This window comes from Streptosporangium canum, from assembly GCF_900113865.1.
GTDB classification, from domain to species: domain Bacteria; phylum Actinomycetota; class Actinomycetes; order Streptosporangiales; family Streptosporangiaceae; genus Streptosporangium; species Streptosporangium canum.
Genome location: NZ_FOQY01000006.1, coordinates 192,989 through 212,851 on the forward strand (window position 1 = coordinate 192,989; position 19,863 = coordinate 212,851).

The 19,863-nt window shown below is 70.7% G+C and carries 19 protein-coding genes; 9 read left to right on the forward strand and 10 right to left on the reverse strand.

The window, feature by feature from the left end; genetic code table 11:
* Positions 1 to 29 precede the first annotated feature (29 nt).
* From BM085_RS11570 to BM085_RS11610, 9 genes are all read right to left on the reverse strand, one after another.
* The gene (locus tag BM085_RS11570; RefSeq protein WP_093887007.1) at positions 30 to 1,139 is read right to left on the reverse strand and encodes a prephenate dehydrogenase; all 1,110 of its coding nucleotides are present in this window, start codon (positions 1,137 to 1,139) and stop codon (positions 30 to 32) included.
* Between the two features lie 7 nt (positions 1,140 to 1,146).
* Positions 1,147 to 1,506, reverse strand: a complete 360-nt coding sequence (gene aroH, locus BM085_RS11575) for a chorismate mutase (protein WP_012889696.1) — start codon at positions 1,504 to 1,506, stop codon at positions 1,147 to 1,149.
* A 79-nt stretch (positions 1,507 to 1,585) separates the two neighbouring features.
* Positions 1,586 to 3,430 carry a pseudouridine synthase gene (locus BM085_RS11580; protein WP_093887008.1) on the reverse strand — a complete coding sequence of 615 codons (1,845 nt, stop codon included), beginning with the start codon at positions 3,428 to 3,430 and terminating at the stop codon, positions 1,586 to 1,588.
* A complete protein-coding gene (scpB, locus tag BM085_RS11585; RefSeq protein WP_012889694.1) occupies positions 3,430 to 3,987 on the reverse strand; it encodes an SMC-Scp complex subunit ScpB in 558 nt (185 codons plus the stop codon). Before scpB ends, BM085_RS11580 begins: the two co-directional genes overlap by 1 nt.
* Positions 3,980 to 4,831: a segregation and condensation protein A gene (locus BM085_RS11590; protein ID WP_093887009.1), complete on the reverse strand. Its 852-nt coding sequence runs from the start codon at positions 4,829 to 4,831 to the stop codon at positions 3,980 to 3,982. The genes scpB and BM085_RS11590 overlap by 8 nt, the downstream gene beginning before the upstream one ends.
* Before the next feature lie 30 nt (positions 4,832 to 4,861).
* The gene (locus tag BM085_RS11595; RefSeq protein ID WP_093887137.1) at positions 4,862 to 5,809 is read right to left on the reverse strand and encodes a ParA family protein; all 948 of its coding nucleotides are present in this window, start codon (positions 5,807 to 5,809) and stop codon (positions 4,862 to 4,864) included.
* Between the two features lie 99 nt (positions 5,810 to 5,908).
* Positions 5,909 to 6,835, reverse strand: a complete 927-nt coding sequence (locus BM085_RS11600; protein WP_093887010.1) for a site-specific tyrosine recombinase XerD — start codon at positions 6,833 to 6,835, stop codon at positions 5,909 to 5,911.
* 12 nt (positions 6,836 to 6,847) lie between these two features.
* Positions 6,848 to 7,474, reverse strand: coding sequence for an NUDIX domain-containing protein (locus tag BM085_RS11605; protein WP_093887011.1), 627 nt, complete (start codon positions 7,472 to 7,474; stop codon positions 6,848 to 6,850).
* Positions 7,471 to 9,141 carry a CTP synthase gene (locus tag BM085_RS11610; protein ID WP_093887138.1) on the reverse strand — a complete coding sequence of 557 codons (1,671 nt, stop codon included), beginning with the start codon at positions 9,139 to 9,141 and terminating at the stop codon, positions 7,471 to 7,473. The genes BM085_RS11605 and BM085_RS11610 overlap by 4 nt, the downstream gene beginning before the upstream one ends.
* Before the next feature lie 156 nt (positions 9,142 to 9,297).
* On the opposite strand from BM085_RS11610, the gene BM085_RS11615 reads away from it, so the two are divergent.
* The 6 genes from BM085_RS11615 to BM085_RS11640 all read left to right on the forward strand — a co-directional run bounded on the left by BM085_RS11615 (position 9,298) and on the right by BM085_RS11640 (position 13,710).
* The gene (locus BM085_RS11615; RefSeq protein ID WP_093887012.1) at positions 9,298 to 10,173 is read left to right on the forward strand and encodes an acyltransferase; all 876 of its coding nucleotides are present in this window, start codon (positions 9,298 to 9,300) and stop codon (positions 10,171 to 10,173) included.
* Positions 10,174 to 10,222: 49 nt separating this feature from the next.
* On the forward strand, positions 10,223 to 11,386 hold the full coding sequence (locus BM085_RS11620) for an NAD(P)H-dependent flavin oxidoreductase (RefSeq protein ID WP_093887013.1): 1,164 nt from the start codon (positions 10,223 to 10,225) through the stop codon (positions 11,384 to 11,386).
* Positions 11,387 to 11,535: 149 nt separating this feature from the next.
* Positions 11,536 to 11,772 carry a hypothetical protein gene (locus BM085_RS44330; RefSeq protein ID WP_177245064.1) on the forward strand — a complete coding sequence of 79 codons (237 nt, stop codon included), beginning with the start codon at positions 11,536 to 11,538 and terminating at the stop codon, positions 11,770 to 11,772.
* Between the two features lie 246 nt (positions 11,773 to 12,018).
* A complete protein-coding gene (locus tag BM085_RS11630; protein WP_031159905.1) occupies positions 12,019 to 12,609 on the forward strand; it encodes a DUF4126 domain-containing protein in 591 nt (196 codons plus the stop codon).
* 97 nt (positions 12,610 to 12,706) lie between these two features.
* A complete protein-coding gene (locus BM085_RS11635) occupies positions 12,707 to 13,291 on the forward strand; it encodes a hypothetical protein (protein WP_245789263.1) in 585 nt (194 codons plus the stop codon).
* Between the two features lie 62 nt (positions 13,292 to 13,353).
* Positions 13,354 to 13,710, forward strand: coding sequence for a hypothetical protein (locus BM085_RS11640; protein WP_093887016.1), 357 nt, complete (start codon positions 13,354 to 13,356; stop codon positions 13,708 to 13,710).
* Positions 13,711 to 13,928: 218 nt separating this feature from the next.
* Here the strand turns inward: BM085_RS11640 and uvrB are convergent, their stop codons facing one another.
* Positions 13,929 to 16,040, reverse strand: coding sequence for an excinuclease ABC subunit UvrB (uvrB, locus tag BM085_RS11645; protein ID WP_031159909.1), 2,112 nt, complete (start codon positions 16,038 to 16,040; stop codon positions 13,929 to 13,931).
* A 173-nt stretch (positions 16,041 to 16,213) separates the two neighbouring features.
* Between uvrB and BM085_RS11650 the strand changes: the two genes are divergently transcribed.
* The 3 genes from BM085_RS11650 to BM085_RS11660 are packed head-to-tail and all read left to right on the forward strand — an operon-like array spanning position 16,214 to position 19,860.
* On the forward strand, positions 16,214 to 17,824 hold the full coding sequence (locus tag BM085_RS11650) for an SPFH domain-containing protein (protein ID WP_093887017.1): 1,611 nt from the start codon (positions 16,214 to 16,216) through the stop codon (positions 17,822 to 17,824).
* Positions 17,814 to 19,061 (forward strand): SPFH domain-containing protein, encoded by a 1,248-nt coding sequence (locus tag BM085_RS11655; protein WP_093887018.1) that lies wholly within the window; start codon positions 17,814 to 17,816, stop codon positions 19,059 to 19,061. The genes BM085_RS11650 and BM085_RS11655 overlap by 11 nt, the downstream gene beginning before the upstream one ends.
* 25 nt (positions 19,062 to 19,086) lie before the next feature.
* Positions 19,087 to 19,860: a sporulation protein gene (locus tag BM085_RS11660; RefSeq protein WP_093887019.1), complete on the forward strand. Its 774-nt coding sequence runs from the start codon at positions 19,087 to 19,089 to the stop codon at positions 19,858 to 19,860.
* Positions 19,861 to 19,863 lie beyond the last annotated feature (3 nt).

Sequence of the window (19,863 nt, forward strand, 5' to 3'; positions counted from 1 at the left end):
CCGCCGGAGCGGGCCGCGGAACGGACCCGTTACGGCAGGTGCCAGCCGTGCGCGCGCAGGGCCTCGGACAGCACCGCCACCGCCTCCGGCTGCACGGACAGGTCGGCGGCGCCCAGCGGCAGCCCTGGGGCGTGCTCCAGCCGGACGTCCTCGATGTTGACGCCCGCCGCCTCGGCCACCAGGAACAGCTTGGCCAGCTCGCCCGGACGGTCGCCGATGATGACCTGGACGGTCGCATAGGTGCGCGCCGGGCCTCCGTGCTTGCCGGGGATCCGGCCCGTGCCCGCGACGCCGCGGTGCAGCAGCTCGGTGACCTGGCCCATGGCCGCCGGATCCGCGGAGGCCCGCAGCGACGCGGCCGCGGCCGCCAGGTCAGCGGCCACCGCCTCCAGCACGTCGGCCACCGGCAGCGCGTTGCCCGACAGGATCCCGGTCCACAGGCCCGGGTCGCCTGCCGCGATGCGCGTGACGTCACGGACGCCCTGCCCGGCCAGGCCGAGCGCGGTCGCCGGCGCGTCGGCGAGCCGGGCGGCCACCGCGGAGGCGGTCACGTGCGGAGCGTGCGAGACGATCGCGACGGCCCTGTCGTGCTCGGCGGCGTCGACCCGGACGGCCTCGCCGCCACAGAGCTTGATCAGCCCGAGCAGAACCTCCACCGCGTCGGGCGAGGTCTCCTCCGTCGGGCACAGCGCCCACGGGCGGCCCAGGAACAGGTCGGCCCTGGCCGCGGCGGGCCCCGAACGCTCCCGGCCCGCCAGCGGGTGCCCGGCGACGTAGGTGGTCAGATCACAGCCGAGATCCGCGGCCTGCCGGAGCGGCAGCGCCTTGACGCTGGCCACGTCGGTGTAGAACCGGGCGGCCCCGGCCCGCTGAAGGTCGGCGAGCTGAGCGGCGACCGCCTGCGGGGGGACCGCGATGACCGCGAGGTCCACGGTCCGCCCGGCGGGCCACTCGGTGCCGGCGCCCAGCTCCCGCGCCAGCCGTACGGCTCCCGCGTCGCGGTCGGCCAGGTAGACGGTGACGCCCTGCTCCCGCAGGGCCAGGGCGACCGAGGTGCCGATCAGGCCGGTGCCGACGACGAGGACGCTCTCGGGACTGCTCACGCGTGCTCCCTGGACTTCTCGGACGTGGTGCCGCATGAGGGGATCACTGGGCGATGTCCACGCGCAGGGCCACCGCGCCGCGCAGGTAGACGTGCTGGATGTCCTGGCGGGGCCGGTCGGTCTCCACGTGGGCCATCAGCCGGACGACATGGGGCAGCGCGCCCGGCACGTCGATCTCGGACGCGCAGATCAGCGGGACGTCATGGAAGCCGAGCTTGCGCGCGGCCAGGGCGGGGAACTCCGCGGTCAGGTCGGGCGTGGCCGTGAAGATCACGCTGATCACGTCGTCGGTGGTGAGCCTGTTGCGCCCCATCACCTCGGTGACAAGCTCGGTCACCCCGGACAGGATGGCCTCCCGGTCGTTGCCATCGACCTGGATCGCGCCCCGGATCGCCCGCACCATCGTCGCTCCTCCATACCGTTCACGCCGGACCACCCCGCGAGGCGGTCCGGCGTGTCCTAAACGTACGTATTACGGAAGGTTACAGGCCGACGGCGGCGTAGAGCTCGCCGACTTCCTTGACGGTCAGCGCGCGCACCGTACCCGGCTTGAGACGGCCGAGCTTCACCGGGCCGAACTCGATGCGGGCCAGGTCGATGACCGGGTGCCCGACCTCCTCCAGCATGCGGCGGACGATGTGCTTGCGGCCCTCGTGCAGGACGACCTCCACCAGGGCCTGCTGCCCGTGCTCCTGCACCAGGGTGAAGGAGTCGGCCTTGGCGATGCCGTCCTCCAGCTCGATGCCCTTCTTCAGGCGACGGCCCAGGTCACGCTCGATCCTGCCGGGGACCTTCGCCCAGTACTTCTTCTGCACGCCGTAGCTCGGGTGGGTGAGCCGGTTGGCCAGCTCTCCGTCGTTGGTGAGCAGGATGAGACCCTCGGTCTCGGTGTCCAGGCGGCCCACGTGGAACAGCCGCTCGGTACGGTCGGCCACGAAGTCGGCCAGCGAGGGGCGGCCGTCGGGGTCCGACATGGTGCTGACGACGCCGATCGGCTTGTTGATGGCGAGGTAGACCAGGTCGGGCATGGTCGGCAGGCGCTTGCCGTCCACGTGGATGACCTGCTTGGCCGGGTCGACCCGGGCGCCGAAGCGGCGGACCACCTGGCCGTCGACCGTCACCCGGCCGTCGCCGATCATGTCCTCGCAGGCCCGGCGGCTGGCCACGCCCGCCTGGGCGAGGACCTTCTGCAGCCGGACACCGTCCGGGACCTCGGTGGTGTCGCGCTCGTCGACGTAGTCGCGGTCGTAGAAGTCCGAGTCGCGCTTGGGCTGGCGGGCGGTCTTGAACCGGTCGTTGTCGATCGCGCCGGGCCTGCGCTCGGCCTTCGCGGGGCCGCGGTCGGCGACGGTACGGCGCTCGCCGTACGAGCCGGCCCGCTTGCCGCCGATCGTCTGGACCTCGTCCGCTCGGCCGGCCCTGCCGAACCGGCTGCGGGAACCGGCGCCGGGCGCGTCTGCGCGGCCGCGGTCCGCACCGAACCTGCCACGCGAGCCACCACGGTCGTCGCGGCGCGGACCGTCGGAACGGAAACCGCCCTGCGACCCACGGTCATCACGGCGCGGACCGTCCGAGCGGAAACCGCCACGGTCGTCACGGCGCGGACCGTCCGAGCGGAAACCACCCTGCGACCCACGGTCATCACGGCGGGGAGCGTCCGAGCGGAACCCGCCACGGTCGTCACGGCGGGGGGCGTCGGAACGGGGACCACCCTCGGCGGGCCTGCCGAACCGGCTGCGGGAACCGTCGCGCTCGGCGCGGAAACCGCCACGGTCGTCACGGCGCGGACCGTCGGAACGGAAACCGCCCTGCGACCCACGGTCGTCACGGCGGGGGGCGTCAGAACGGAAACCGCCACGCGAGCCGCCACGGTCATCACGGCGCGGACCGTCCGAGCGGAAACCACCCTGCGACCCACGGTCATCACGGCGCGGACCGTCCGAGCGGAAACCACCCTGCGACCCACGGTCATCACGGCGGGGGGCGTCCGAGCGGAAACCGCCACGGTCATCGCGGCGCGGACCGTCGGAACGGAAGCCGCCCTGCGACCCGCCACGGTCGTCACGGCGGGGGGCGTCGGAACGGGGACCGCCCTCGGCGGGTCTGCCGAACCGGCTGCGGGAACCGTCGCGCTCGGCGCGGAAACCGCCACGGTCGTCACGGCGCGGACCGTCGGAACGGAAACCGCCCTGCGACCCACCACGGGATCCGCCGGACCGGGAACCGCCCCGGGAGTTGTCGCCCCCACGGGGACTGCCACCGCGCGGGGCTCCGCCACGGCCTTGACCGCGTCCATCACCGGACGGGGTGCTACGCCTGCTGTTCACTACTTGTGCTCCTCTAGGGTTTCCACGTCATCGGGCAGGAACGGTGCCAGCTCGGGGAGCTCGTCGAGATCCCGCAGGCCCATCCGCTCGAGAAAATACGAACTTGTCCGGTAGAGCAGGGCCTGGCTCTCCGGTTCGGTGCCGGCCTCCTCGACCAGCCCCCGCGTCACCAGCGTGCGCATGACACCGTCGCTGTTGACGCCTCGGATGGCCGCCACCCGGGCCCGGCTGACCGGTTGCCGGTAGGCGACCACGGCCAGGGTCTCCAGCGCGGCCTGGGTGAGCCGCGTCTGCTGGCCGTCGCGGACGAACCGCTCCACGAGGGCCGCGCATTCGGCCCGCGTGTAGAACCGCCAGCCGCCCGCGACCTCTCTAAGGTCGAAACCCCGGCCGGCCTCCGTGTATTCCGCCGACAGCTTACGGAGTGCGGCGGCGACCTCGTCGGTGGGCCGTTCCAGGATCTGGGCGAGGGTCATCTCGGCGACCGGCTCGTCGACGACGAGAAGGATGGCCTCCAACCCGGCGTACAGGTCCGGTTCGGGCACCACGTCAGTCATGGGCGGGCTCTTTCTTACTGCTCTCGTCGTAGTCGTCCGCCACGGCGACGTCTCCGTCGTCGCTGCCGGTCCAGGTCACGTGCAGTTCCCCGAGGGGCTCCACCTGGTCGAAGGAGACGGCCGCCTCCCGGTAGAGCTCCAGGACGGCCAGGAAACGCGCGACGACCTCGAAGGTGCCGGCGCAGTCGGAGGTGAGGGCCCGGAAGGTCGCCCGGCGCACCCGCCGCAGCCGCTCGACAAGGATAACCGCCTGGTCCCGCACATTGGCGAGTGGTTGGTAGATGTGGGCGACGGAGACCGACGGAGGGGCCTTGGGCGCGAAGGCCCGCTGGGCGAGCTGGGCGAGGCGGTCGGGGCCGATGCCGAGGATCAGCTCGGGCAGGAGGTTGGCGAACTGGGCCTCCATCGGCACGGTCCGGGGGAAGCGCAGGGCCTCCTCGGCCATCCGGCCGGAGAAGACCTTCACGACCTCCTTGTAGGCCCGGTACTGCAGGAGGCGGGCGAACAGCAGGTCGCGCGCCTCCAGGAGGGCGAGGTCCTCCTCGTCGTCGACCTCGCCCGAGGGCAGCAGCCTGGCCGCCTTGAGGTCGAGCAGGGTCGCCGCGACGAGCAGGAAGTGGCTCGTCTGCTCCAGGTCCCACTCCGGGCCACGGGCCCGGATGTAGGAGATGAACTCGTCGGTGACCTGGCTGAGCGAGACCTCGGTGATGTCGAGCTTGTGCTTGGAGATCAGACCGAGCAGCAGGTCGAAGGGGCCCTCGAAGACCTCCAGGTGCACCCTGAAGGTGTCGTCGGGCGCCTGCACCCCCAGGGTGCCGTCGGCCGTCTTCGGCTGCTCGGTCATCCCACCATTGTCCCGCACCCGGGACCGCGGTCACCGCTCCAGCGCGGCCCATCTGGTGAGGACTTCGCGGGCCAGCTCACGGTAGGCGCTGGCGCCGAGCGAGGAGGAGTCGAAGCTGGTGATGGGCTCACCGGCCACGGTGGCGTCGGGGAAGCGGACCGTCCGGTTGATCACCGTGTGGTAGACCTTGTCGTCGAACGCCTCGACCACCCGGGCCAGCACCTCGCGGCCGTGCAGGGTCCGCGCGTCGTACATGGTGGCGAGCAGGCCCTCGATGACCAGGTCCTCGTTGATGCGCTGCTGGACCTTGATGATGGTGTCCATGAGCAGCGCGACCCCGCGCAGCGCGAAGAACTCGCACTCCAGCGGCACCATGACGCCGTGCGCGCAGGCCAGCGCGTTGATCGTGAGCAGGCCCAGGGAGGGCTGGCAGTCGATCAGGCACACGTCGTACTCGGGCAGGAGGGGTTTGATCACCCGGCCGAGCACCTGCTCTCGGGCGACCTCCGTGACGAGCTGGACTTCGGCCGCGGACAGGTCGATGTTGCTGGGCAACAGGTCCATGCCCTCGACACCGGTCTCCATCAGCACGTCCCTGGCGGTGATCTGCCGCTCCATCAGGAGGTTGTAGACCGTCAGGTCGAGCTGGTGGGGGTTGATCCCGAGGCCGACGGAGAGGGCGCCCTGCGGGTCGAAGTCGACCAGCAGCACCTTGAGCCCGGCCTCGGCCAGCGCCGCGCCCAGGTTGATGGTGGTGGTCGTCTTGCCGACGCCGCCCTTCTGGTTGACCATGGCCACGACACGCGCCGGCCCGTGCACCGTGCGAGGGGGCGGGTCGGGAAAGACCGGGCGGGGTCGCCCGGTCGGGCCGAGGACTCCCCCAGTGTGAGGGGTCCCGGCGGTCTTGGTGTCCCCCCAGGGATTCTCGGGGTTTCCAGGGGTCGTTCCCCGGACAGAACCGTCGGTGGTCACAGTCACCAGTCGAACCTCCCTGACGGCCTCGAACCGGACCGTCCGGACGGACACTATGGCGTCAACACGTATGCGGCAAGGCGGCACGCCCGGACATAACCAAGGTCAATGCCGTGCGCGCGGGTGCGCCGCGGCATAGGCCTCGCGGATCTTGTCGACCGTGACCAGGGTGTACACCTGCGTGGTGGTCACCGAGGCGTGGCCGAGTAATTCCTGAACCACCCTAACGTCCACACCCCCGTCTAGGAGGTGCGTTGCGAACGAATGTCGCAAGATATGGGGGGAGATTCCCACCAGCCCCCCGCGCTCGGCGGCCGCCTGGAGGACCTCCCAGGCGCCCTGGCGGGTGAGCCGGCCGCCCCTGGCGTTGAGGAACAGCCCCGAGGTGCCCCTTCCGTGGGCGGCGATGCCCGGACGCGCCCGGGCGAGGTAGGCGCCCAGCGCCTCCCTGGCGAAGCGGCCCAGGGGCACCAGGCGGGTGCGCCCGCCCTTGCCGCGCAGCCGCACCTGCTGGGTGTCGGAGCCCAGATCGACGTCGTCCACCGCGAGCCCCACGGCCTCGGAGATGCGCGCGCCGGTGCCGTACAGCAACTCCAGCAGCGCCCGGTTGCGCATCGTCAGCGGTGCGCCTTCGGGGCCGGAGGCGGCGATGAGCCGCTCCACGTCGTCCACGCTGATCGCCTTGGGCAACCGCCTGAGCTGCCTCGGCGGCCGTACCCCGTGGGCCGGGTCGTGGCCGGACACGCCCTCGCGCAGCGCGAAGCGGTGCAGGCCGCGCACCGCGGAGACGGCGCGCGCCGCCGAGCTGGCGACGAGGGCCTGGTGCTCCTCGTCGCCCTCCCTGAGCGCGGCCAGGAAGGCCGTGACGTCACCTTCGGCGACCTCGCCGAAGGTGACGCGTCCACGGCTCTTCAGATGCTCCACATACCGCAGGAGGTCACGGCGGTAGGAGGCCAGTGTGTTGGCAGCCAGGCCACGCTCCAGCGCCAGATGGGCGAGGTAGCTGGAGAGGACGGCCTCCGTCTCGCTCAGGGTGTCCTCCTGTCATGCCTCCGGTGCGTCGGCGGGCCGCAGTGAGGCGAAAGCATCCGCCGAAGCGGCGTATGCGGCGAGAATACCGGCCACGGCTTGGGAATTGTGGATCATTCCCGCCAGGGCACGCCGAACCGCGTCGGACAGGGGGATCCAGACCACCGGCATGTCGACCTCCTCGTGCCGGTGAACGAAGTCGAGCTCCCCTTCGGGGATGGGACTGAGGTCCCGGGCGAGGAAGATCCGGGTCCGCTCGTCGGTCATCCCCGGAGAGGTGAAGGCGTCGACCAGGGTGTGCCAGGTCCGTGCCCGGTAGCCCGCCTCCTCGGCGAGCTCGCGGGCGGCTCCGACGTGCGGCGGCTCGCCCTCCACGTCGCGCAGGCCGGCCGGCAGTTCCCAGAGCAGGCGCCGGACCGGGTGACGGTACTGGCGGATCATCAGCACCCGGTCCTGGCCGTCGAGCGCGACCACGGCCACCGATCCGGGATGGATCACGTAGTCGCGGTTGACGACCTCCTCGCCCTGCATGAGGACCGCGTCGGTCACCGCGGTGATGACACGTCCCCTGACGTGCTCGGTGGAGGAGACGACCTTCCACTCCTCCGGCACGTCCTGGACGTCGAGCCCGGAGACGCTCACTTGCCCCGCCCGGCCCTGGCCGAGCTGCCGCGGACGTCGGCGTAGGTCAGGGCGGCGCCGACCAGCCCCTTGAACAGGGGGTGCGAGCGGGTCGGCCGGGAGCGGAACTCCGGGTGCGCCTGGGTGCCGATGAAGAAGGGGTGGACGTCGACGGGCAGCTCGGCGTACTCCACCAGGCGGCCGTCGGGCGACAGGCCGGAGAAGACCATGCCGACCTTCTCCAGCTCGTCGCGGTAGGAGTTGTTGACCTCGTAGCGGTGACGGTGGCGCTCGTCCACCTTCGCCATGCCGTACAGCTGGCGCGCGAGGGAGCCCTCGGCGAGCTTGGCGGGGTAGAGGCCCAGCCGCATGGTGCCGCCCATGTCGCGCTCGCCGGAGACGACGTCCTCCTGGTCGGCCATGGTGGAGATGACCGGGTGGGTGGTCTCGGGGTCGAACTCGGTGCTGCCGGCGTCCTCGATGTTCGCGAGGTTGCGGGCGGCCTCGATGACCATGCACTGCATGCCCAGGCAGATGCCGAGCAGCGGGATCTTGTTCTCCCGGACGTGCCGGATCGCGCCGAGCTTGCCCTCGATGCCGCGCACGCCGAAGCCGCCGGGGACGAGCACGCCGTCCACGCCGTCCAGCTCGCGGGCGGCGCCCTCGGGGGTCTCGCAGTCGTCGCTCTTCACCCAGCGGATGTTGACGCGGGCGTCGTTGGCGAAGCCGCCCGCGCGCAGCGCCTCGGTGACCGACAGGTAGGCGTCGGGAAGGTCGATGTATTTGCCGACCAGCGCGATCGTGACCTCCTTGGCCGGGTGGTGCACCCGGCGCAGGAGCTGCTCCCACTCCTGCCAGACGACGTCACGGAAGGGCAGGCCGAGGCGGCGAACGACGTAGGCGTCCAGTCCCTCGGAGTGCAGCACCTTGGGGATGTCGTAGATGCTCGCCGCGTCGACGGCGGAGACCACGGCGTCCTCGTCGACGTCGCACATGAGGCTGATCTTGCGCTTGATCGAGGTGCTGACCGGGCGGTCGGAGCGCAGGACGATCGCGTCGGGCTGGATGCCGATGCTGCGCAGCGCGGCGACCGAGTGCTGGGTCGGCTTGGTCTTCAGCTCGCCGCTCGGCCCGATGTACGGCAGCAGCGAGACGTGCAGGAAGAACACGTTGTCGCGGCCGACCTCGTGGCGGACCTGACGGACGGCCTCCAGGAAGGGCAGCGACTCGATGTCGCCGACGGTGCCGCCGACCTCGGTGATGACCACGTCCACGTCGGGACCGGCCATGGACCGGATGCGGTCCTTGATCTCGTTGGTGATGTGCGGGATGACCTGCACGGTGTCACCGAGATACTCGCCGCGGCGCTCCTTGGCGATGACGTTGGAGTAGACCTGGCCGGTGGTCACGTTCGCCGAGCCGTGCAGCTCGGTGTCGAGGAAACGCTCGTAGTGGCCGACGTCGAGGTCGGTCTCCGCTCCGTCGTCGGTGACGAACACCTCACCGTGCTGGAACGGGTTCATCGTCCCGGGGTCGACGTTGAGGTAGGGGTCGAGCTTCTGCATGGTGACCCGCAGACCACGCAGTTTGAGGAGGCGTCCGAGGCTCGACGCCGTCAGTCCCTTACCGAGACTGGAGGCGACGCCGCCGGTGACGAACAGATGCTTGGTATGTGCGGCGCTGCGCAAGAAGTCTCCCGTGGTCGTCATAGATCAGTCGGCACACCCTGATAGCGGCCCACCTGTCCACGGACTCTCAGGATATCAAACCGTTCCGGCGAACTGTCCGGACGACTCCCGCCCCGCATTCCATTGGAAAATGACCAAGCGGTAACTTAGGCCGTTATGTCGATTCGTGGCGTGGTACGGCGTGCCGCCGGCAGCCTCATTCACCGCGGCTGGTCCGCGATCCGGACGGCCGGCGCGGTAAGCCCGGCCAATCCCGCCGGATACCGCTTCCGCCGCCTCGGCGACGGCGCCTGCCTGTCGTTCCCCGTCGGCGCGATCTTCGGCGAGGCCTGGATCGAGATAGGCGAGCACACCCTGGTCGGCGAGCGCGTCTCCATCTCCGCGGGCATGGGCCCCGGGGTGGACCTGGGCCCGGACTCGATCGTACGGATCGGCGGAAGCTGCTCGATCGGCCGGGGCAGCCACATCGTCGGCCACCAGTCGATCGACATCGGCGACCACGTGTTCACCGGCCCGTACGTCTACATCACCGACCAGAACCACGTCTACGACGACCCGGAGATCCCGATCGGCCGCCAGTGGCCGCGCAACAACCCCGTGGTCATCGGCTCGGGTTCCTGGCTGGGCACCGGATCGATCATCCTGCCGGGCACCCGGATCGGCAGGCAGTGCGTGGTCGCGGGCGGAGCCGTGGTGCGCGGCGAGTTCCCCGACCACAGCGTGATCGCCGGCGTGCCGGCCAAGGTCGTCCGCCGCTACGTGCCCGGAGACGGATGGCTGCCCTCCCACCTCAACGGCGCCCGCGCCGAGCACCCCGAGCCCGGCACGGCCGGGATCGCGGACCCCGTCGAGGCCGTGAGGGCCGCGGGGACCGCCGGGATCGCGGAACCAGCCGAGACCGTGAGGGCCGCGGGGACCGCCGGGCGCGCCGGAACCACGGGAGACGTGGAGCACGCCGGAATCCTGAGCTCCGCCGAGCACCCCGTGCCTCCCGGGACCGCCGGATCCGTTCAGCGCGTCGCCCCCGCCTGACGCTCCCCACCCCTGGACCGAACAAGGTTCCGGGATTTACGGTCACGGCATGCGCACCGCGATCTGTGAGAGATTCGGCGTCGAGTTCCCCCTCTTCGCCTTCAGCCACTGCCGCGACGTGGTCGCCGCGGTGACCAACGCGGGCGGGATGGGCGTGCTCGGCGCCATCGCCTACTCCCCCCGGCAGCTCGACGCGGAACTGAACTGGATCGACGAGCGGGTCGGCGGCCGGCCGTACGGCGTGGACGTCCTCGTCCCCGGCGGGGTCGACGCGTCGGCGGCCGACCGGAGCGCCCGGCTCCTCGACTTCATCCCCGAACGGCACCGCGACTTCGTGACGTATCTGTTCGGCAAGTACGGGGTGAACCTGCCGGAGCCGTTCACGGGGGCCATGTCGGTCTACGCCGACGAGGTGGGGCGCCGGGTGACCGCCGAGGGCGCGACCGGCCTCGTCGACGTGGCGCTCAAGCACCCGATCGGCCTCATCGCCAGCGCGCTCGGCCCGCCTCCGCCGGAGATGGCGGCCAAGGCGCGGGAGGCCGGGGTCGCGGTCGCCGCGCTGGTCGGAACGGTCGAGCACGCCCGGCGTCAGGTGGCCGCGGGGGCCGATGTGATCGTGGCACAGGGGTCGGAGGCGGGCGGGCACACCGGTGAGATCTCCACCATGGTGCTGGTCCCCCAGGTCGTGGACGCCGTGGACGTCCCGGTGCTGGCGGCGGGCGGCATCGCCTGCGGCCGCCAGGCGGCCGCCGCGCTCGCGCTGGGCGCCGAGGGGGTGTGGTGCGGTTCGGTCTGGCTGACCACGGAGGAGGCCGAGACCCTGCCCTCGGTCAAGCGCAAGATGCTGGCCGCCACCTCCTCCGACACCGTCCGGTCCCGGTCGCGGACCGGCAAGCCCGCCCGGCAGCTGAGGTCCGCCTGGACCGAGGAGTGGGACGGCGCGCAGGAGAGCCCGGGGCCGCTGCCGATGCCGCTGCAGATGCTGCTGGCCGAGGGGGCGATGGCCAGGATCGGCCGGGCGGCCGACAGCGGCGACCCCGGCGCCGGGGAGCTCGTCACCTACTTCGTCGGGCAGGTCGTCGGCCAGATGAACCGGGTCAGACCGGCCCGTCAGGTCGTCTACGACATGATCGAGGAGTTCGCCGTCGCCGTGGAGCGCCTTGAGGCCGTCACCGGCGGCGGGACCCAGCCGCACCGTCCCCCGTCATCCTGAGGAGGGACACGCCCTCACCCGCTGGACGGATATCGTCTCGCGGGCCGGTGGATCGGGGCGGATTTCCCTTGTGGGCAGGCGAGCGCCGCTCATAGCTTCTCCCCTGTGCGCTCTTGCCGACGGATGGGCGGGGCGGTTGCGGGGGGATCGTGTCGAGCGGAGTTCGTGCCGGTCGCCGGCTGCTCGCGGCGGCTTCGGGGGTGCACCGCGGCGTTGGCAGTGGCGGTCGCGCCGGTCGCGCCGGCACCCGCACCGAACTTCTCAGACCCGGCACGCTGGTCACCCCGCTCAGCGTGGCCGTCGGCCCCGACGGTGCCGTTCACGTGGCCGACAAGGCCATGGCGCCCGGCCAGGGCGAGGTGCTCCGGGTCCCCGTCCCGGAGTAGCTCCCAGGGGGAACACGAGGGGCGCGTCCCGTACGGGGTGCGCCCCTCGTCGTCGCGTGCCGGTCGCCGCGTGCCCGGCACCTCGTTTCCATCGTCCTGCTCCCTGCTCCCTGCGCCCCGTTCCCTGTTTCCGGCGCCCTGTTTCCGACGCCCGGCCCTCTCGCGGCCGGCGATCGTCGCGATCCGGTGGGATCCATCGGTGACCGGGAATCGTTGAAGGAGGGGACGAGACACAACGGAGGCACGATGCTCGCGGCACTGACAGGCCTGGGGCTCTCCACCGCGGCGGGGCTGAACGCCTACATCCCCCTGCTCGTGGTCGGCCTGATCGCCAACTTCACCGATCAGCTGCGGCTGCCACAGGAGTTCGCGTGGCTGTCCAACGGGTGGGTGCTCGGGATCATCGGCGTGCTGCTGCTCGCCGAGTTCGTGCTTGACAAGGTCCCGGTGGTGGACAGCGTCAATGACATGATCCAGACCGTGGTCCGCCCGGCCTCCGGCGGTGTGGTGTTCAGCGCCACCGAGGCGGCGGCCCGGCTCGACGGCTCGACCTGGATGAGCCACAACCCCTGGCTGAGCTGGGTGCTGGGCATCGGGATCGCGCTGGCGGTGCACGTGATGAAGACGACCGCCCGGCCCGTGGTCAACGCCTCGACCGCCGGGGTGGGCGCGCCCGTGGTCAGCACGGTGGAGGACGCCGGAGCGCTCGGCATGAGCCTGATCGCGATCTTCCTGCCGGTCCTGGTCATCGTGGCGGTGGCCGTACTGGCGCTGTTCGCCTGGTGGGCGATCCGCAAGGTACGGCGGCGCCGCGCGCTGCGGCGGAGTCCGGTCTGAACGACGGCCGCACCCACCTGGATGCGCGGGCTATGCTCGAAACACCCCGTTCCTCTCCTGCCGGGAGGTGGCTTCGATCGGCACTTTCATCACCATCATGCTGGTGATCTTCCTGTTCTTCCTTCTCATGGGAGCGGCGGGGATCTACCTGCTGGTCAAGGTCGGCAAGAAGGCCACCAAGAAGGCCCGCAAGGTGAGCACCCGTGTCGCCTCCCACGTGGCGGCGATGGGCACCGGCGACGCGGCCGAGACCGAGCGGATGCGGCTGGACCTGCGCCGCGAGGTCTCCCTGACCCGCCAGACGGTGGAGCACGCGCTCCGCGACGGATGGGGGCTCGGCGACCTGCCGCAGCTCGTGGCCGAGATCGGCGCGCACGCCGACCAGCTCGACGCCCAGCTCGGCGTCTACGCCCAGGAACGCCGCGTGTCCGCCTACGTCGACCACACCGCGTTCGGCAGGCTGCGCGAGCACCACGCCAAGCTGACCACGGCCTGTGCGCGGATCCGCGCCGACCTGCTCAACGACCAGATGGCGCACGCGGCCGGTGGCATCGAGGAGATCCGGAGCCGCACCGACCTGGAGATCGAGGCGCGCCGCCGCGCCCCCGATCCCCTGGACCAGATCGACGAGCTCTACAACCGCACGATGGTCGACCGCGCCCGCCCGGACGACCCGCGCTGAACCGCCGGATCCCGCGTTCCGGCCTCCGGGCCGGAGTCCGTCTGGGCGCGTCGGCCTGTCCAGTGCACCGCCGGACGCGCGTCGGCCTGTCCAACGCACCGCCGGGGACGCTTCAGCCTGGCCGGCGCACCGCCGGCGCGCCGGTCGTGCCGCTGCGGCTCGCCTACGAGCATCTCGGCTGCGAGCACCTCGGCAAGCGTCCGCTTCTCCTCGGCCGAGAGCGGGGCCGTACCGGAGCCGCGCCGCAGGAACCGCCGCCGTCCGCCCTCGACCAAGCCGTCGACCAGGCCACGGCAGAGGGCGTACTCCGCCGCTCCGCCGTACTCCCGGTATCCGCGGCCGGCACACCGCGCGTGCTGGCCGAGGCCGACGGCGGGTCACTGGCCGGGCTGCTGCGGGCCGAGGCGGGCGTCGGCTGACCGAAGGAGCGGGGGCGGTCGCCCGGGAACCGGTCCCCGGACGACCGGGCAGCCCGGCTGCCAAGCAACCGGGCAGGAGATTCCGGCCCTGCCGCCCGGGGAGGAGACCCCTGCCTCAGGAGACCTCTGCGTAGAAATCCCGGCTTCGGAATACCCCTGCGCAGAAACGGCTTCAGGAGACCCCTGCGCAGAAAACCGCAGCTTCGAAATACCCCCGCTCAGGAGACTCCGGCCTCCCGCATGTCCCGGACCTCCCGCTTGAGCTCCTTGATCTCGTCGCGGAGCCGGGCCGCGACCTCGAACTGGAGGTCTGTGGCGGCCTGGTGCATCTGGTCGGTGAGCGATTCGACCAGCGCCTCCAGCTGGGCGCGGGGCATCTCCCCCGCGATCGCCTTGGCGTGCTGGCCGACCTGCTTGACCGCGAAGCCGGGGACCGGGGCCTTGCCGCGCGACTGCTGGCGGCCGCTGCCGCCGAGGAGCTGGGCGGTGTCGGCGTCCTCGCGGTTGAGCGAGTCGAGGATGTCGGCGATCTTCTTGCGGAGCGGCTGCGGGTCGATGCCGTTCGCCTCGTTGTAGGCCGTCTGCTTGGCCCGGCGCCGGTTGGTCTCCTCGATCGCCCGCTCCATGGAGGGGGTGATCCGGTCGGCGTACATGTGCACCTGGCCGGAGACGTTACGGGCCGCGCGGCCGATGGTCTGGATCAGCGAGGTCTCCGAACGGAGGAAGCCCTCCTTGTCGGCGTCGAGGATGGCCACCAGCGACACCTCGGGCAGGTCCAGGCCCTCGCGGAGCAGGTTGATGCCGACCAGGACGTCGAACTCGCCCATCCGCAGCTCCCGCAGGAGCTCGATGCGGCGCAGGGTGTCGACCTCGCTGTGCAGGTAGCGGACCCGGATGCCGAGCTCCAGGAGGTAGTCGGTGAGGTCCTCGGACATCTTCTTGGTCAGCGTGGTGACCAAGACCCGCTCGTCCTTCTCGGTCCGGGTCCTGATCTCGTGGACCAGGTCGTCGATCTGGGACTTCGTGGGCTTGACGATCACCTCGGGGTCGATCAGGCCGGTCGGCCGGATGACCTGCTCCACCACGTCGCCCTTGGAGCGGCCCAGCTCGTAGGTGCCCGGGGTGGCCGACAGGTAGACGGTCTGGTCGATCCGCTCCAGGAACTCCTCCCACTTGAGCGGGCGGTTGTCCATAGCCGACGGCAGACGGAAGCCGTGCTCGACGAGCGTGCGCTTGCGGGAGGCGTCGCCTTCGTACATCGCGCCGATCTGCGGCACGGTCTGGTGCGACTCGTCCAGGACGAGCAGGAAGTCCTCGGGGAAGTAGTCGAGCAGCGTGTTGGGGGCGCTGCCCGGGGCACGGCCGTCCATGTGACGGGAGTAGTTCTCGATGCCGGAGCAGGTGCCGATCTGGCGCATCATCTCCAGGTCGTAGGTGGTGCGCATGCGCAGCCGCTGGGCCTCCAGGAGCTTGCCCTGCCGCTCCATCGTCTCCAGGGTCTGGGCCAGCTCGGCCTCGATGCCCTGGACGGCCTTCTCCATCCGCTCGGTGCCCGCGACGTAGTGGGAGGCGGGGAAGATGTAGAGCTCCTGGTCCTCCGTGATCACCTCGCCGGTCAGCGGATGCATGGTGGAGAGCTTCTCGATCTCGTCACCGAACATCTCGATGCGGACCGCGAGCTCCTCGTACTTCGGGATGATCTCGATCGTGTCGCCGCGGACCCGGAAGGTGCCCCGGGTGAAGGCCAGGTCGTTACGGGTGTACTGCATGTCGACCAGGCGGCGCAGCAGGCTGTCGCGCTCGATCTCCTGCCCGACCTTGAGCGAGGTCATGCGGTCGACGTACTCCTGCGGGGTGCCCAGGCCGTAGATGCACGACACCGATGCCACCACGATCGTGTCGCGGCGGGTCAGCAGCGAGTTGGTCGCCGAGTGGCGCAGCCGCTCGACCTCGTCGTTGATCGAGGAGTCCTTCTCGATGTAGGTGTCGCTCTGCGGGACGTAGGCCTCGGGCTGGTAGTAGTCGTAGTAGGAGACGAAGTATTCGATCGCGTTGTTGGGCATCATCTCGCGCAGCTCGTTGGCGAACTGCGCGGCGAGCGTCTTGTTGGGCTGGATGACCAGGGTCGGCCGCTGCAGCCGCTCGATCAGCCAGGCGACCGTGGCGGTCTTGCCGGTGCCCGTGGCACCCAGCAGGACGTTGTCCTTGTCACCCGCCTTGACGCGCCGTTCGAGCTCGGCGATCGCGGTGGGCTGGTCGCCCGAAGGGGTCATGTCGGTGACGACCTCGAAGGGCGCCACCTTGCGCTGCAAATCAGTTACCGGCCTCACGCCACCCACTGTAGGCGCAGCCACCGACAATCCTCCGCCGGCCGCGTCACGGCAGGCTGTTTCAATCGAGCGGCAAGCGGATCGCAACCCGGATGCTCTTTACTTTCCCGCGTGCGCCCGCCTACAAAGCGTGATATATCGGGCTTTCCACTCATATCTACCTCGGAGGTTTGATGGCCCGGCCAAGAGAGGCCATGCAGTCGGCGATGGCCGCCGCGCAGGCGATAGGGCAGGGAGGCGACCCGCGGCAGGTGGTGGGCCAGCTGGCCGGCCAGGTGATGGGGCAGGCGGGCGGTGAGAAGGGATTCGCGCTCAACCCCTCCGACTTCCTGGCCGCCCGCGACCAGGGCGCGTCCCTGGGCACGGTCATCGAGGCCCGCGGCGCGTCGCTGAACGAGGCCGGTGAGATCGTCAACCGCAGCTTCACCGGCAACGGCCCGGACGGCCAGGCCGTCCACGTGATCTCGCCGGTGGTGATCCCCAAGAGCACCACGGCCCGGGTGGTCGTCCCCCTGATCGTGCTGGCGGTGCTCGGCCTGGCCGGCCTGATCGCCACCGGTCTCCCCGAGGGCGCGCGGGTGCTGTTCGGCCCGCACTACTGGGCCGTGCTGGTGCTGGCCGCCGCGTTCCTATGGTGGCGGCGGAGCGTGGTGATGGTGCCCGAGGGCTGCAAGGCTCTGATCACCAAGTTCGGCAAGCTCGTGCAGATCGCCGAGCCGGGCAGGGTGACGCTGCTCAACCCGTGGAAGCGGGTCAGCTACATCGTCAACACCACCCGCGAATACCCCTTCAACGCCCCCATCCGCGAGGCGCCGACCCAGCAGGGCGTCAAGGCCAGTGTGGACCTGTTCCTGCAGTTCCGGATCGAGGACCCGGCCGAGTTCATCTTCGTCCTCGGCTCGGTCAGCGGCTTCCAGGCCAAGCTGCAGAACGCCATCAGCGAGGTCACCCGCTCCCTCATCTACGCCCAGCGCGCCGAGGACATCTACGACCTGGTCGGAGAGAGCACCATGGGCATGCTGGACAACCTCAACCAGCAGTTCCTGCCCGCCGTACGGCTCACCGACGTCAACATCACCCACGCCGAGCCGTCCAGCCAGGAGTACCGGATGGACCTGGCCGCCCCGGAGATGATCAGGGTCGCCAAGGAGGCGTACACCTACGAGTACGAGCTCCAGCTGCGCAAGGAGCAGAACGAGGGCGACCTGATCAAGGAGCTCGCCGGGCTGCAGGAGCAGCTCTCGGCCATCCACGCCGAGATCGCCGGATACCAGGCCCGGATGGACACCGCGCTGGAGCGCGCGTCCCACCAGGCGAAGGCGCAGGCGGGCCAGCGGCTGGTGGAGGCGGAGTCCACCGCCAAGGCCAACGCCGCGCTGCTGGAGGCGCAGGCGCTGGACATCCGCGCGCTGAGCGCGGCCGAGGCGCCGGAGATCCTGGAGTACCGGTTCCAGCAGGACCTGCTCGACAAGCTGGAGTCCGTGGCCTCCCACCTGCCCCGCGTGGTGCAGGTCGGCGAGGCGACCGACATCGACCTGCTCGCCCTGGCCGGGCAGCTGGTCGGCAGCCGGGAGGCGCAGCTGTTCTCCGCGGCGGACATGACGGCGATCAGGGAACGGATCACCGAGATCGGCAGGCGGGTCGAGGGCCGCGAGGCGGAGATCACCGCCCTGCTCAACCCGGTCGCGGAGACCGCGGCGCCCGCCGTACGGGAGACCGCGGCGTCGGCCGTACGGGAGACCGCGGCGCCCATCGCACAGGAAGAGGCCAGAGATGAGCAGTGAGTTCTCCAAGATCAAGGAATCTCTGGCCTCCTGGTCGGAGATCCGCCAGCTGCTGCGCGGCGGCGAGTCCGGTCAGCTCGTCCCGGTGGTCATCCCCAAGGACCGCCGGGGCTTCGCCTGGCTGACGCTGGTCTTCCTGGCCCTCTACCTCGCCGGTACGGCCCTGCTGTCCGGCGGGGTGTTCTCCGGCCTGGCCGCGCTCGGCGCGGTGCTGTCTCTGGTCGTGGCACTGGTCTGGCTGTGGCGCCGGGCGATCATCGAGATCGAGGAGGGCACCACCGGCGTGCGCAGCCGGTGGGGCGCGATCGTGGGCACCCTGCCTCCGGGCCGCCACTACCTGTGGCTGCCGTGGGACCGGGTGGACGCGGTGGTGGACACCTCCACCGAGATCCCCTACTCCGCGCCGATCGTGGCCTGCCCGACCGCGGAGAACGTGCCGCTGAAGTCGATCGAGTTCTTCCTGAAGTTCCGCATCATCGACCCGGTGGCCTTCGTCCGGACGATCGGCGCCGGCAACTTCGACCTCGTGCTCAGCAGCGCCGTACAGGACGCCATCCGCCAGCGCAGCCGCCTGGTGCACACCGAGCGGGCCTACGACCTGCGCGGATCCGACGTCGGCGACATGCAGGAGCTCCTGACCCGCCAGCTCGGCCGCTACGGCGTGCGGATCACCGGCGCCAACATCCCCGACGTGCAGCTGCCCGACCAGTACCAGCAGCACCTGGCCACCCGCGAGAAGGTCGCCAAGGAGCTGTCGGCCTTCGAGCGGGAGTGGGAGCTCACCCGCAAGCGGCGCATCGACACCCTGCTGATGGAGATCGAGCGCTCCAAGAAGACGCGGGACGCCCGCATCGTCGAGGTCCGGGCCGCCGCCAACACCGCGCGCAAGGACGTCGCCCGCATGCTGGAGGAGCACGAGACCGAGGCCCAGCGGGTGCGCTGGGAGATCGAGGCCAAGGGCCGGGCCCAGCTCACCTCCGCGGAGAACGAGGCCAAGGGGCTGCGCCGGCTGGCCGACGCCTACCGCGACAACCGGGCGGTGCTCCAGTACGAGCTGGCCCGCCGCCGCCTGGACGTGGGGGCCAAACTGGCCGAGAACGCCCCGCGCCCGGTCGTCGTGCGCACCGACGGCGCGGGCGGCGAGTCCTCCGTGCTGTCCACCATGCTCCTGGCCCAGATCCTGCCGCAGCTCGGCAGCGGGAACGGCCAGGTCACGCGAACCGTTGAACCCAACTGAAACCTTCTATCCCAGGAGTCCCCCAATGGTGTTCCGCAAGCTGATGGCCGCGTTCGGCGCGGGCGTCGAGGTCGACACGATCCTGCAAAACTCCAACGTCCGCCCCGGCGAGGTCCTGCGCGGGCAGGTCAACTTCCGCGGCGGCGGCTCCGACTACAAGGTCGAGGGCATCTTCATCGACTTCACCGCGGTGGTCGAGGTCGAGAGCGGCGACAACGAGTACAAGTCGACCTACAGTTTCCTGCGCAAGCAGATCACCGGCCCGTTCCACCTCGCGGCGGGCGCGCCCCAGTCGGCCCCCTTCGAGATCCCCGTCCCGTGGGAGACCCCGATCAGCGCCATCGGCGGCCACCCGCTGCGCGGCATGCAGCTCGGCGTCTCCACCGAGCTCGCCCTGGCCGGTGCGCTGGACAAGGGCGACCTCGACCCGCTGTTCGTCAACCCGCTGCCCGCCCAGGACCACGTGCTCGGCGCGCTGGACAACCTGGGGTTCCGCTTCAAGAAGGCCGACCTGGAGCGCGGCACCCTGCACGGCTCGCAGATGCCGTTCTTCCAGGAGATCGAGTACTACGCGGGCCACGAGTACGCCCGGCACTTCAACGAGCTCGAACTGACCTTCATCGCCGGCCCGCAGGCGATGGACGTCATCCTGGAGGCCGACAAGCGCGGCGGCTTCATGAGCTCCAGCCACGACACCTACAACCGCTTCACGGTCCGCTACAACGACCACCCGGGCCAGGTCGAGCAGTCGCTCCGCGCCGGTCTTCACGCGATGGCGCAGAAGCGCGGCTGGTTCTGACCC